We start from the raw sequence: 12043 nt of genomic DNA, 5'->3' as shown, positions 1-12043 counted from the left end.
AAGGAAACCTGGAAAGGCGTCGCTGTGCCACCGGAGACGTTGTGCGCGAGCGCACGCGCCTTTGGCCAGGATCGGGCCCGCGATGCGCGGCGCCCGGAACAGGGGAGGAAGACATGCAGTCCAATCTCAAGCTATCCGGCATCCTGGCGGCCTTTGCCGTGACGATCGCCTCGTCCACGGCCGCCGTCGCCGACACCAGCGACGTGACCTGGCAGACCCGGGTCGTGGTCGAGAAGACCGGCGCTCACTGCGCCGACGATCCCAAGTGCTTCAACCGCTATCATCCGGCGATCCCGCCAGCAGCGCGGGCCGAGGCGGGCGACTACATCGTGTTCGAGACCCGCGATGCCCTGGACAGCGACCTCGACCTGGACTCCACGGTCGAGGACGTCACGGCCCTGGACCTGTCCCTGGTGCATCCCATGACCGGGCCGGTCTTCATCGAGGGCGCCGAGCGCGGCGACGTCCTCGCCGTGACCCTGGTCGACATAGAGCCGGACCAGTACGGCTACACCGTGATCGTGCCGGGCTTCGGCTTCCTGCGGGACCTCTACCCCGACCCCTACATCGTCAACTGGAAGACCAGTCGCCTGAAGGCAGTCTCGGACCAGATGCCAGGCGTGGCGGTGCCCTTCCAGGGCTTCATGGGCTCGGTCGGCGTGCTGCCGGGCGAGTCGGAGGTCGAGGCCTGGCTGGCCCGTGAGGGCGCCCTGGCCGAGGCCGGCGGCATCGCTCTGATGCCCTTGCCGGCCGGCGCTCTGCCTGCGGCGCTCTGCGGCGCCGAGGGCAGCCACAAGGACAAGTGCCTGCGCACCATCCCGCCGCGCGAGAACGGTGGCAACATGGACGTCAAGCAGATGCAGGTCGGCACGACCCTGCTGCTGCCCTGCTTCGTCGACGGCTGCGGCCTCTTCGTCGGCGACGTGCACTACGCCCAGGGCGACGGCGAGGTCTCGGGCACGGCGATCGAGATGGGCGCCAGGGTGACCGTGGTCACCGAGGTGCTGGAGGACCTGGCCGAGGATGTCAGCCAGCCGCATTTCGAGGGCGGCGCGGAGCTCAAGGCGACCATGCCGTCGAACTTCTACGCCACCGTCGGCCTGCCGCTGAAGGACAAGGGCACGATCCCAGTCTACGACACCTACCTCGACTCCCAGAAGATCGCCGACCTGGAGAACCTTTCCGAGAGCCTGACCCTGGCTGCGCGCGACGCCCTGATCCAGATGATCGATTACATGGTCGAGGAGCACAACCTGACCCGAGAGCAGGCCTACATCCTGGCCAGCGTGGCGGTCGACCTGCGGGTCGGCCAGGTGGTCGACGTGCCCAACTACGTGGTCACGGCGATCCTCAACCTCGATGTCTTCGAAGGGGAGTAAGGCCATGGAACGGCGCCGATTCCTGGGCGTCGCGGGGCGCGCGGCCCTGCTCGTTGCGGCCGCCGGGCTGCTGCCGGCTCACACGCCCTACCGGCAGTGGGTCGTCTATCGCAAGCGGCACCTGATGATCCTGGCCAGCAAACGGGACCCAGAGGGCTATGCGAAGTGCCGCGGCCTGGCCGAGCGTCTGGCGGCGGTCCTGCCGGAGAGCCGGGCGAGGCCCAGCCGGGCGGCCAGCGCGGAGCGCATGGCCAGCCTGCTCAGCACCGGGCAGATGGACCTTGCGGTGGTCGATGCCGAGACCGCCCGGGATATGCGGACCGGGGAGGGGGCGTCCAAGGGCTACGGCCCGATCGACCTGCGCCTGCTGCAGGTTCTGGCTGGGGACCATCTGCTGGTCGCCCGGGCGGCCTTTCCGGCGGCCCACGCCTACCGTGTGGCCGAAGCGCTCGGTGCGGAGGATCCCGGACCTGGCGCCGCCCTGCCCCTGCATCCCGGCGTCGTGGTCTTCCTATCCGGCGAGCCGGAACCGGCCGGGCCAGCCCCCGAGCCGACGGATGGTGCGGAGCATCGCCACTAAAGAACGGCCGCGCCCGGGGCTTGCCGCCGTCCTGCCTTCGCTTCGTCACAGTCGGACACCATGTCCGGAAGGAGATGGCGGAGGCCGGCGATGAGCAGGAAACGGCGACAGGGGCCCTCGAAGGGCAAGCGACGGCGCTGGCGTCCGGGGCCGCTGGGCGAGCTGGGGCTGCTCTCGGCACTCCTCCTGGTGCTGGTTGCGAAGCTCGGCTGGGACTCCCTGGCCGCAAGCTCCTCGCTCGATCTGCTCTGGTTCGCCGGAGAGGTCGGCTACCACCTGGCCGCGGCGGAGGAAGCCTTGAGCTTTCTATTGCCGTGACGAGTCGTTGAAGTTCCCGGAGTGGATCCTGATATCCTGGGCTTGGCGGACACACCTGGAAGGATCGCTCCATGGCCTTTTCCATCCGGCGCCTGGACCACGTTGTCCTGCGGGTCGCCGACCTCGACCGCGCGATCGCCTTTTACCAAGACGTGCTCGGCTGCCGCGAGGAACGGCGCGTCGAAAGCATATCGCTCGTGCAGCTGCGTGCGGGCGAGTCCCTCATCGACCTGATCCTCGCGGAGTCCTCGCCTGACGCCGGGACGGGCAACATGGACCACTTCGCCCTGCGCATCGACCCCTTCGACGAAGCGGCCTTACGCCGCCACCTGGAGGGCCACGGGGTCGCGGTCGGCGAAGTCGCCTCCCGCTACGGAGCGGAGGGCAGCGGGCCTTCGCTCTACATCGAGGACCCGGACGGCAACACGGTCGAGCTCAAGGGCCCGCCGTCCGCCTGAGCCGGCAGGCTCTGCCCGACGGCAGAGGCCTCGACCCGCAGCGGGCCGCCGGCGGCGATTAGGAGCACCGCTTCGTGCTCCCGGGCAAAGCGCCTGGCCTCGCGCAGGACCACGCTTTCCGGCGTCCCGAGCCGGGTCGCGTCCAGGAACTCGGCCAGCAGGCGGCCCCGATCGCAGACGAAGTCGCGAACCTGGAAACGCCTTTTCATCAGGCCTTTGGACGGTGAGCCCAGCCTTGTCTTGTAGATCGGGACGTAGGCGACGAAAGCGGTCATGCGCGCTCCTTGAAGCGATTATCTGGGAGGGCAGTGTGGCGCTTCTATGGTAAGTCCTTGATGGGATCAAGGCGGGGGGGCGGCGCTTGGACGGTCAGCGGCCGGAGGGCGAGAGCGGGACCACAGCGCCGGGAGAGACGGCGCCCGCCGCTGGCGGGAGCTGGGCGGCTCTTACGCCGACCAGCCGTGGCATCCTCTTGATGGTGGCCTCGACCGTCGGCTTCGCCGCCATGCACGTTCTCGTCCGCTACGTCTCGGCCGAGCTGCATCCCTTCCAGATCGCCTTCTTCCGCAACGCCTTCGGGTTGGTGGTCTTCTTGCCACTGATGCTGACGACCGGGTTGGCCGTGTTCCGTACGCGCCGCCTGGGCCTGCACGGTCTCAGGGCGCTGCTCAATGTGGCCGCCATGCTGTCCTTCTTCACCGCGCTCACCCTGACCCCGATCGCTCAGGTCACCGCCCTGGCCTTCACGGCGCCGATCTTCGCTGCGGTCCTGAGTGTCGTCTTGCTGCGCGAGCGGGTTCACCTCCGGCGCTGGACCGCGATCCTGCTCGGCTTTCTCGGCACCGTTGTGATCCTGCGCCCGGGGCTCCAGGGCATCGACCTCGGCTCCGTCCTGACCCTGGTCGCGGCCGTGCTCTGGGCGGCGACCATGATCGTCATTCGGGTCCTGGGTCGGAGCGAGTCGAGCCTGACAATCACCGCCTACATGAACGTCCTCCTGGCGCTACTGTCCTTCCTGCCCGCGCTTTTGGTCTGGCGCACGCCGTCGCTGGCGGCCCTTGCCTGGCTGCTGGTCATCGGCATCCTCGGCACCCTGGCGCAGCTCGCCCTGGCCCAGTCCCTGAAGGAAGCGGAGCCCGGTGCGGTCATGCCCTTCGACTTCCTGAAGCTGATCTGGGTGACGATCCTCGGGTACCTCCTCTTCGCGGAGCTGCCGGACGCCTTCATCTGGCTCGGCGGCGCGATCATCGTGATCAGCACCAGCTACATCGCCTATCGCGAAAGCCAGCTGCGCAAGCGTGACGCGGTGCCGGCACCGCCCGCCGCTCCGACGTCGCCCTGAGCGGGCGACAGGACGTGGAACTTCCATCCTACGGGCCTTCTCGCCGCGTTGAAGGGGCCTGTGCACTCGCGGCGCTTGTAGTGACGCATAAAATATGCTTCCAAGTCACTACAACGTTTCCGGGCGGAGCTGCCATGGCCTTCGTCAGACGCAGAACGACAGCCGGCGGGACCCTGGTCACCACCCTGATGGAGAGCTTCCGGGACGACCGGGGCCGGCCGCGGCAGCGAACCCTCGCCAACCTGCACGGCGCCGAGAGCGCGGATCAAGCCCTGGCCCGCGTGGTTGCCGTCACGGCCAGGCTCGAAGAGCTCTGCCGGGTTATCGAAGCCGACGCGAAATCCGTCGCGCGGGCTGCGGCATCGCTGGACGGAGGTCGGGACGGCGAGCTGGCCTGGGAGGCTCGGATCGAGCGGGGGGCCCTGCAGAGCCGCAAGCGTTGGCTCCGGTCGCGCGCCCGGCAGCTCCGCGCCGCGCTGGCGGCCCTTGAAGGCGAGCGCAGGGTGCTCGAGGCCTACCGGACCTGGGACGACGCAGAGCTCCGGCGGGCGATCGAGCGGGAAGGCAAGGCGCTCGACGCCGCGGCCAAGGCGGCCGTGGGCGAGCGGCTGGCCGCCAAGTCGCTCGAGCGGCGCCAGGCCAAGAGCGATGCCAAGCTCCGCCAGCTCGGCGCCGGGGCCCTGCTCGACGAGCACAGCCTGATCGACACGGCGAAGGCGCTGGGCGTCCTGCCCGAGGGGGACTGGCCCCGGGAGTGAAGCCCGCGGCCGGGCGGAGCGCGCCCTGGGCATGCCCGGCCGTTCGGGGACGGGAGGGGGAGCCAGGCCCGAGCCAAGTCGGGTGGCGCCCGGCATCGGAAGCCCTCTACCCTTGGCGCGGCCTCTTCACTTCTCGGGGCCGGCCGAGCGCGTTATTCTGCCCCGAGGCCGACCGGATGGACTGTCCGTGCGGGGGACTTCCGGAAGAGCGACTGCATTCAGGTTGTAACGAGTCAAAGAGGACCGGACTGACATGAGAAACCTCGTGAGGTGGCCGGCAGCGGCCGTTCTCTTCGTGACCCTCGGCACGGCGGCGGCCCAGGCCGCATCGATCAGCCCGGCGGATCCGCAACCGGCGCCCGAAGAGCTGAAACCAGGGCTCGCGGTGGTCTATTACGGCCACTACTTCCGTCACATTCGGGAGCTCGTCGAATGGGAAGAGTACAGGGACGGCACGCCGGGCGAGCCAATCCTCGAGCTGAAGAGCCGGGTCGGTCAGGGCAAGGTGCTGACCAGCAATTCCGACGACGGCGTGGGCGCAAAGATGACCGGCTATATCCTGCTCGATACGCCCGGCAAGTACTCCTTTGCCTTCGAATCGAACGACGGGGTGCGGCTCGAGATCGACGGCCAGATGGTGGTCGAGGACCCGGACGTGCACGCCGACCGTTTCTCGGATATCGGCAGCGTCGAGGTCGAGACCCCGGGGTGGTATCCGATCACGATCCGCTATTTCGAGCGCAAGAACACCTCGACCCTGATGTTCCACTGGTTGACGCCCGGCACCGAAGGCCGGATGCCGCTGGTCCCGGGCAAGGTCCTGGCGCACCGGCCGGGTTAGCGGCGGCAGCGAGGCGCTGCCGACCTTGGCTTTTTTCCGGGCGTTCCGGAGGGGCCTTGGCGGATGGGGTGGGATTCGAACCCACGAGGAGCTGTTAACCCCTGCCGGTTTTCAAGACCGGTGCCTTCAACCGCTCGGCCACCCATCCGCTGGGAGGGGACTAGGTAGCAAGCCCGTCGAGAGCCGAAAAGGGGCAAGCGCGCGATGCCGCGGCGGCCTTTACGCCCGACGGGGGGTCAAAGGTCGTCGTTGGTTGCGCCCGGGTTCTCTCGATAGACGGCGATGGCGGCTTGCAGCTGCTCGGGCGTCATGTCGTGCACGTCGATGTCCCCGATGAACCAGAGCCGGCAGGGCAGGGGCTCGTCGAAGCGGTTCTGGACCTCCTGGCAGCGGGCCAGAGCCCGGTCGATGGCGTCGAGCACGGCGGTCTCTGCCGAGGCCATCCCGAAGGCGGGGCCGATGTTGCCCTTGGCCGCGGCGAGCGCGAAGGCCCGGGCGTGCGGCCGCTCCAGGTAGTCCTCGAAGTCGGACTCGTAGCCGGACGGCGCCTGCGGCGGGTTCGCGCAGGCGACAAGCTGCGTCGCTGCCGCCACCGCGCAGATCGCCCGCAACAGCCTTGCCATGCTAGTCTGCATCCCGCATCGCCCGTTCCTGCGCAGGGATCGAACCGAGCCCGAGGATAGCACGCGTGCCGGCTCATGCAGCTTATGAATCACTCGCTTGGGACCGGGTCTTGCGAAGCCGCCGAAAGAAACTGCTCGGAAGGGATTGGCGCTTTCGGTGTTGATGCAGGTAGCTTCAAGCGGAACACGACGTCCGATGGAGACGATCAGCGATGCGTACCCTTTCGATCCTGGCCGTCGCCTTGATGCTTGCTGCGAGCTTGCTCGCCACGACGGTCGAGGCCGGCAACGGTGGCGAGGAAATCCCTTCCCTGTCGCCGCCGGACCACGAAGCGGCGCGAAAAGAGCTCGACAAGAAGAACTACGTCGCCGCGATCGAACTCCTGGTTCAAGTCGTCGCGCAAGAGCCGCGGAACGCCGACGCCTTCATGGACCTCGGCTACTGCCATCGGGAGCTGAACCAGAAGGAGCGCGCCCTGGCCTACTACAAGAAGGCCCTGACGATCGATCCCTGGCATCGCGGCGCCAACGAGGAGTTGGGAGAGCTCTACCTGCGGCTCGGCGACCTGGACAAGGCGAAGGAGCGCCTGATCGTCCTCGACGGCGCCTGCCTGTTCGGCTGCGAGGAGTACGACAAGCTCAAGAGGGCCATCGAGGCCTATCAGGCGAAGACCGGAAGCTGAGCGGCCTGCCGGGCGCTACATGCCGGCGATCGCGCGCACCGACTTCACCAGCAGAAAGGATAACGCAAAGGAGCCGCTGAACAGTGCCAGCGCGGTCAGAACGTCGTCGTAGTTCATGAGAGCCAGCCCCCCAGTCTTTCCGGCGCCCTGGTTTACCACAAAAGACCGGAAGAAAAACTGTGGTAAAAGCCACAGGGCTCAGCGCCGATGCAGGACGATCTCAGCGAAACCTCGTCGTCGCATCAGGACTCCGGCCGCGGAGTTGCTCGGCAAGTTTTTCGCAGGCGGCAGAATGCAGCGGAACAACCCGGCACGCAGGATGGTGGCGAGCCCGGCTACTTCAACCCTTGTGGCGGGGAGGCCGGCTTGGGCCCCCTGGATGCCGGCGCGGCATCAATGCCCGGCGGCAGCTCATCGGGATTGACCCAGGCGTCCGGGTCGGTCCAGGGCTCGGGCAGGGTCTTGGGACGCTCGATGACTCGCGTGTAGTTGCTGCCGAACTGGAGGAAGACTTCGGTGCCCGGCGGCAAGGGCTCTTCCTCGTCGCCCCGGTTCTGGATCACCGTGACGGTCCGCCCGTCATCGAGGGTCAGAATATACTCGACGCCGTCGCGGTCGGTCGCCACGTCTTCGACCACGTAGCCCACCACGGCCCCGACCGCGCTGCCGAGAAGGAAGGCGACCAGACCGAAACCCCCGCCAACGCTGACCAGGGTGCCGATTCCGCCGGCAAGGCCGCCGATCATCGTTCCCGAGCCTGAATCCTTGGCGTCGATGTCGACAAAACGCGAGTCCTGGACGCGGCCTTCCATGACCTCTTGGAGCTGACCGACCTCGCTGACGTTGTAGACATCCTTGGTCGGGCTGCCGCAGGCCGCCAGGAAATAGAGCAGGGTAACGACTGAGATCTGGGCCCGGCGCAAAGCGACCTCCTCCTCGTGCCCGCCAGCGCTACGATGTTCACAAGAGTAACACTGCCCGGGCCGGAGTCATACCCCGCCGGCACCTCAATTTAGCGCCATGCACGAGTCTGCCCGATTATTGGGCAATCTCCGGTGGTCGCCGAAGCCGGCCGCCTCGGGCACGGCTTCGGCGATGAGGAAGGGACGGGCGGCGACGCGCCCAACTCAATTTGCGCTGACCACCGGCTCCTTGGCTGCGAACTTGATCTCGACCCGGCGGTTCTTCGGTTCGGGCTGACCGTCGGGCGCAGCCACCGCGGGTTTTGCAGGACCGAGGGCCTCTGCCTTGATCCGCGTCTTGTCGACGCCGCTCTCGATCAGGAACTTCGTGACCGCTTCCACCCGCTTGCGGGCCAAAGCCTGGTTGTAGTCCTGCTTGCCGGCAGAGTCCGTATGTCCCAGCGCTGTGATCACGCTGCCTTCCTTCTTGGAGGCGGCGAGCACGACTTCCATCAGCACCGCAATGGACTCCTGGGAGAGCTTCGACTGATCGAAGTCGAAATAGACCACGAAGGAATCCGGAACCGGCTTCAAGGCCGCGGGCGCCTCGTCCGCCGTCTTGGCCCGGGGCACGGGGACCGCCTCGATCTTCGCGGCCGGCGCCGGGGTCTCGGCGGCGGCCACCGCCTTGGGTGCAAGCTCGGTCTCGAGGTAGGCCATCGCGTCGAAGAAGTCCGTCCGGCAGGCGGCGATGTCGTCAGGCTGGCGGTCTTCCTCTTGCTCCTGCATCCAGCATTCGAACTTGATCTGTGCTTCCGCGGCCTGCTGCGGCAGGCGCTCGATCCCGCCTTCGTCAAGCAGGGCCAGGAGCCGGTCCCGCGCCTCGGCGAGCAGGCTCACCTTGTCGGAGGGAATGTCCCTGGCGTCGACCGCCTCCGGCGGCGGTGCGGCGCCGTCCGCGGCGATGATTGCCCGCTCGGCGAAAGTGTCGGAGTCGCGGTAGTCGCCCTCCTGGTACTCCGCCCGGGAGAGCTCCAAATAGCCTTCGTAAAGGCTCTTGTTGAAGTCCGTGCCCTTCGGCTCGGCCTCTTCGGCGACTTCGAGTTGAACGCCGCAGCCGACAAGCAAGAGCGCGCCGAGCCACGGCAAGAAGCTTCGGTTCAAAGGTTTCATGGTTTAGATCCCACCAAATCCGCAAGCGCTAGATCTTTGTTATTCAACCAACTCGGCGGTTGGCTTCTTTTCGGCGAGACCACCTCCATCTCCATCGCGCGCGAGGATACGGGCTGGCCTGTGACTGACTTGTGGGATTGATGTGACAAGGAAGCGATGCAGGAATCCCCCGGATTTGCTTGCATTTTCGGGCGCTGCGCCCGACCCTTGGCTAGGCAGCGGGGCTCCGGGTCTGATAGTCTCGCGCCGAAACGGCAGGCTGGCTATCGATTCCAATGGGGTGCTGAACCATGATCCGCTTTGTCTCAAGAAGCGTCATCGGGCTTTGTCTGGTCATAGGGGTTTGGAGCGGCCCTGCTGCCGCCGGCTGGGACCCCGAATCGCAGAAGCTGGCGCAGGAGGCCGTCGTCGCCTTCAAGGAGGCCAATCCCCGTCTCGAGGTCTTCTTCGCGCGCTCCTACGGCTATGCGGTGTTTCCCAAGGTGACCAAGGGCGGGCTGGTTTTCGGCGGGGCCCACGGCGACGGCACGGTCTACGAGCAGGGCGAGGTGATCGGCGCCAGTTCCATCACGCAGTTCACCTTCGGGCTGCAGGCCGGCGGCCAGACCTTCAGGGAGATCGTCTTCTTCAAGGACAAGGAGGCGCTGGAGCGCTTCAAGGCCGGCAACTTCGAGTTCGCGGCCGACGTCTCGGCGGTGGCTCTGGACAGCAGCGCCTCGAACGCCCTGGACTTCGCCGGCGGCATCGCGGTCTTCACCCTGGCGAGCGGCGGCTTGATGTTCGAGGCCAGCGTCGGCGGCCAGCAGTTCTCCTTCGAGCCCAAGCCCTGACGGCCGTCGCGGTGCCTCGACGGCGCTGCACGACCGCTTGTCACTCGCTTCCTTTGAGACCCGGACCGGGCGACAGGCAAGTCGGGACGCGCGTTGGCCGAATTTCTGATCCGCTCGCCGCCGTTCGTCGCTGATCATCCGCTGCGGGAGCTCGACGCCGGCACCTGTCCGGCGCGCAACCTGGACTGACCCGGGTCAAACCTCGTCGGGCTGGAAGGCGCCCGGCGGCACGTGCCCCGGCGCAACGTAGGCGTGATAGAGCGCGTCGAGCTGGGCCCAGAGCACGCTGCATTTGAACTCCAGGGCGCGGATCGCAGCGCGTTGCTGGTCCGGCGAGCGGGCCCGCTCCAACACATAGGCCAGGGCGAAATCCGCGTCCCGCGGGGCCTGGGTCAGGCGGGCGTTGAAGTAGGCGAGGGTCTCCTCGCTGACAAAGTCGTAGCCGGCGAGCATGCCGGAGACCCGCTCGGCGATGATGGTCGGCGAGAAGAGTTCGGTGAGGGAGGAGGCGATGGCCTCCAGGATGCTGCGCTCGCGCACGAAGGCGACGTAGGCCCGGACCGCGAAACGGGTGGCGGGGAGGGCGCCGTCCTGCGACTTGACGTAGCCGACGTCGAGGCCCAGGCCTTCGGCGAGGGCCAGCCAGCGGGCGATGCCGCCGGTCCCGGGCTCGTCCCCGTCGTGGTCGACCAGGCGCTGGCGCCAGATCCGCCGAAGCTCGGGATCCTCCAGCCGGGCGATCAGGGTCGCGTCCTTGACCGGGATGGTCGCCTGGTAGCAGTAGCGGTTGAGCGCCCAGGCCTGGACCTGGCCCTTGCTCAGCTCGCCAGCGTGCAGAAGCTTATGGAAGGGGTGCAGGTTGTGATAGCGGGTCGCGCCGATCTCGCGCAGCCGGGCCTCCAACTGCGCGGGGCTGAGCAGGTCACTCACAGCTCGATCTCCTGTCCATCGTAGGCCACCTCCCAACCCGCGGCCTCCACGGCCCGGCGCTCCTCTGAGTCCTCGAGCAGCACCGGGTTGCTGTTGTTGATGTGAATGTAGATGCGGCGCCGGACCCCGAGGCCGTCGAAGGCGGCGAGCGAGCCCTCGGGCCCGGAGATGCTGATGTGGCCCATCCGCCTGCCGGTCTTGCTGCCGAGGCCGGCGTCGACCATCTCGTCGTCGCGGTAGAGCGTGCCGTCGAACAGGACCAGCGGCGCGCCTTGAAGCCGTTCCGCCAAGGGGCCGTCGACGGCGGCGCAGCCGGGGATGTAGTAGAAGCCGGTCTCTCCCCCGCTGGCTTCGATCTTCAGGCCGATGGTGTCGCCCTCCTGCGTGCCGAAGTCCGGACCGGCCGCCTCGTCTTCCAGGTAGAGCGCCACCTTGCCGGGAACCGCGAAGGGCGTCACCAGCAACCCGAGGTCGTCGCCGGCACCGTCCCGAATCCGCGTGGCCTGGCCGAGTTCCAAAGCCCGCCGCGCCACGTAGTCGGGATGCAGCACGTTGAAGATCGGGTTTGCGGCCAGGGCGTCCTGCACCCGCCGGCTGGCGTAGAGTGCAAAGGCCTGCCGCTCGCGCAGGGTCAGAAGGCCCGCGACGTGGTCGACGTCGGCGTTGGTCAGGACGACCGCGCCCAAGGGCGTGTGTCTGAGGCCCTCCCTGGGGTGAAGCGCCCTATTGTCGTTGAACTGCTGGCGCAGGTCGGGCGAGGCGTTGAACACCGCCCAGCGCTCGCCGTCTGCCGAGACCGCGATCGAGGACTGGCTGCGCGGCTTGGCCGCGGGATCGCCCTCGCGGACCCGTCGGCAAAGCGCGCTGTTGCAGTTCCATTGAGGAAAGCCGCCACCGGCGGCGGCGCCGAGCACCAGGACCTTCATCGCTGCCTCCCTGCGCAAGCTTGCGGAGGATCGCCCTGCCAGGCAAGGGAGAATTGGGTCGAGGGCAGGATCCGGCCGATGATGGCGCCCGGCGCCTCGGGCAGCTTGGGCCTCGAGACCCGTGACCAAGTTCAATCGCGCGTGAGCAGTCTGGGACCGTTATTGAGAAAATAAATGAATTTCTTCACAGAACATGTTAATATCTTTAGGATTATGGCTTGGGGTGAGATCGCTTGAACAAAGCGCACCACCGCACTGGTGGGGCGCTGCGGGCGGCACTATAGTTAGTGAGACTAAATC

The 12043-nt window shown here is 67.4% G+C and carries 15 protein-coding genes and 1 tRNA gene; 9 read left to right on the top strand and 7 right to left on the bottom strand.

Features of this window, described 5'->3' with window-relative positions; translation table 11 throughout:
- Positions 1–113 precede the first annotated feature (113 nt).
- The 4 genes from QNJ30_01805 to QNJ30_01790 all read left to right on the top strand — a co-directional run bounded on the left by QNJ30_01805 (position 114) and on the right by QNJ30_01790 (position 2735).
- A complete protein-coding gene (locus QNJ30_01805; GenBank protein ID MDJ0942170.1) occupies positions 114–1379 on the top strand; it encodes an acetamidase/formamidase family protein in 1266 nt (421 codons plus the stop codon).
- 4 nt (positions 1380–1383) lie between these two features.
- Entirely contained in the window at positions 1384–1959 is a 576-nt protein-coding gene (locus QNJ30_01800; protein MDJ0942169.1) for a hypothetical protein, read from the top strand.
- Between the two features lie 90 nt (positions 1960–2049).
- A complete protein-coding gene (locus QNJ30_01795) occupies positions 2050–2277 on the top strand; it encodes a hypothetical protein (protein MDJ0942168.1) in 228 nt (75 codons plus the stop codon).
- 71 nt (positions 2278–2348) lie between these two features.
- Entirely contained in the window at positions 2349–2735 is a 387-nt protein-coding gene (locus QNJ30_01790) for a VOC family protein (protein MDJ0942167.1), read from the top strand.
- Here the strand turns inward: QNJ30_01790 and QNJ30_01785 are convergent.
- Entirely contained in the window at positions 2678–3010 is a 333-nt protein-coding gene (locus QNJ30_01785) for a hypothetical protein (GenBank protein MDJ0942166.1), read from the bottom strand. The two genes, QNJ30_01790 and QNJ30_01785, sit on opposite strands and share 58 nt — an antisense overlap.
- Positions 3011–3207: 197 nt before the next feature.
- On the opposite strand from QNJ30_01785, the gene QNJ30_01780 reads away from it, so the two are divergent.
- The 3 genes from QNJ30_01780 to QNJ30_01770 all read left to right on the top strand — a co-directional run bounded on the left by QNJ30_01780 (position 3208) and on the right by QNJ30_01770 (position 5676).
- Entirely contained in the window at positions 3208–4077 is an 870-nt protein-coding gene (locus QNJ30_01780; protein MDJ0942165.1) for a DMT family transporter, read from the top strand.
- 134 nt (positions 4078–4211) lie between these two features.
- The gene (locus tag QNJ30_01775; GenBank protein MDJ0942164.1) at positions 4212–4835 is read left to right on the top strand and encodes a hypothetical protein; all 624 of its coding nucleotides are present in this window, start codon (positions 4212–4214) and stop codon (positions 4833–4835) included.
- Positions 4836–5100: 265 nt separating this feature from the next.
- A complete protein-coding gene (locus QNJ30_01770) occupies positions 5101–5676 on the top strand; it encodes a PA14 domain-containing protein (protein MDJ0942163.1) in 576 nt (191 codons plus the stop codon).
- A gap of 57 nt (positions 5677–5733) precedes the next feature.
- Here the strand turns inward: QNJ30_01770 and QNJ30_01765 are convergent.
- Both QNJ30_01765 and QNJ30_01760 read right to left on the bottom strand, forming a co-directional pair.
- Positions 5734–5824: transfer RNA gene (locus QNJ30_01765), tRNA-Ser, on the bottom strand.
- Positions 5825–5912: 88 nt separating this feature from the next.
- On the bottom strand, positions 5913–6299 hold the full coding sequence (locus tag QNJ30_01760) for a hypothetical protein (protein ID MDJ0942162.1): 387 nt from the start codon (positions 6297–6299) through the stop codon (positions 5913–5915).
- A gap of 212 nt (positions 6300–6511) precedes the next feature.
- Here QNJ30_01760 and QNJ30_01755 point away from each other — a divergent pair, with 212 nt between their 5' ends.
- Positions 6512–6982, top strand: coding sequence for a tetratricopeptide repeat protein (locus QNJ30_01755; protein ID MDJ0942161.1), 471 nt, complete (start codon positions 6512–6514; stop codon positions 6980–6982).
- Positions 6983–7317: 335 nt separating this feature from the next.
- On the opposite strand, the gene QNJ30_01750 is transcribed toward QNJ30_01755, so the two are convergent.
- Positions 7318–7905 (bottom strand): hypothetical protein, encoded by a 588-nt coding sequence (locus QNJ30_01750; GenBank protein MDJ0942160.1) that lies wholly within the window; start codon positions 7903–7905, stop codon positions 7318–7320.
- Between the two features lie 204 nt (positions 7906–8109).
- On the bottom strand, positions 8110–9057 hold the full coding sequence (locus QNJ30_01745; GenBank protein MDJ0942159.1) for an OmpA family protein: 948 nt from the start codon (positions 9055–9057) through the stop codon (positions 8110–8112).
- Positions 9058–9347: 290 nt separating this feature from the next.
- Here QNJ30_01745 and QNJ30_01740 point away from each other — a divergent pair, with 290 nt between their 5' ends.
- Complete coding sequence (locus QNJ30_01740; protein ID MDJ0942158.1) at positions 9348–9887, top strand: lipid-binding SYLF domain-containing protein; 540 nt, start codon at positions 9348–9350, stop codon at positions 9885–9887.
- Between the two features lie 195 nt (positions 9888–10082).
- Here the strand turns inward: QNJ30_01740 and pqqC are convergent, their stop codons facing one another.
- Positions 10083–10817 (bottom strand): pyrroloquinoline-quinone synthase PqqC, encoded by a 735-nt coding sequence (gene pqqC / locus QNJ30_01735; protein MDJ0942157.1) that lies wholly within the window; start codon positions 10815–10817, stop codon positions 10083–10085.
- Positions 10814–11743, bottom strand: coding sequence for a pyrroloquinoline quinone biosynthesis protein PqqB (gene pqqB, locus QNJ30_01730; protein MDJ0942156.1), 930 nt, complete (start codon positions 11741–11743; stop codon positions 10814–10816). Before pqqB ends, pqqC begins: the two co-directional genes overlap by 4 nt.
- Between the last annotated feature and the right edge of the window lie 300 nt (positions 11744–12043).

The organism is Kiloniellales bacterium, from assembly GCA_030066685.1.
Classification (GTDB): Bacteria; Pseudomonadota; Alphaproteobacteria; order Kiloniellales; family JAKSBE01; genus JAKSBE01.
This window is presented reverse-complemented; position numbering and strand designations above follow the sequence as displayed.

What these genes read in the sequence shown, in the direction of transcription:
- QNJ30_01805 (MDJ0942170.1), top strand. Translation starts at nt 114, where the DNA reads ATGCAGTCCAATCTCAAGCTATCCGGCATCCTGGCGGCCTTTGCCGTG.
- QNJ30_01800 (MDJ0942169.1), top strand. Translation starts at nt 1,384, where the DNA reads ATGGAACGGCGCCGATTCCTGGGCGTCGCGGGGCGCGCGGCCCTGCTC.
- QNJ30_01795 (MDJ0942168.1), top strand. Translation starts at nt 2,050, where the DNA reads ATGAGCAGGAAACGGCGACAGGGGCCCTCGAAGGGCAAGCGACGGCGC.
- QNJ30_01790 (MDJ0942167.1), top strand. Translation starts at nt 2,349, where the DNA reads ATGGCCTTTTCCATCCGGCGCCTGGACCACGTTGTCCTGCGGGTCGCC.
- QNJ30_01785 (MDJ0942166.1), bottom strand. Translation starts at nt 3,010, where the DNA reads ATGACCGCTTTCGTCGCCTACGTCCCGATCTACAAGACAAGGCTGGGC.
- QNJ30_01775 (MDJ0942164.1), top strand. Translation starts at nt 4,212, where the DNA reads ATGGCCTTCGTCAGACGCAGAACGACAGCCGGCGGGACCCTGGTCACC.
- QNJ30_01760 (MDJ0942162.1), bottom strand. Translation starts at nt 6,299, where the DNA reads ATGGCAAGGCTGTTGCGGGCGATCTGCGCGGTGGCGGCAGCGACGCAG.
- QNJ30_01755 (MDJ0942161.1), top strand. Translation starts at nt 6,512, where the DNA reads ATGCGTACCCTTTCGATCCTGGCCGTCGCCTTGATGCTTGCTGCGAGC.
- QNJ30_01745 (MDJ0942159.1), bottom strand. Translation starts at nt 9,057, where the DNA reads ATGAAACCTTTGAACCGAAGCTTCTTGCCGTGGCTCGGCGCGCTCTTG.
- QNJ30_01740 (MDJ0942158.1), top strand. Translation starts at nt 9,348, where the DNA reads ATGATCCGCTTTGTCTCAAGAAGCGTCATCGGGCTTTGTCTGGTCATA.
- pqqB (MDJ0942156.1), bottom strand. Translation starts at nt 11,743, where the DNA reads ATGAAGGTCCTGGTGCTCGGCGCCGCCGCCGGTGGCGGCTTTCCTCAA.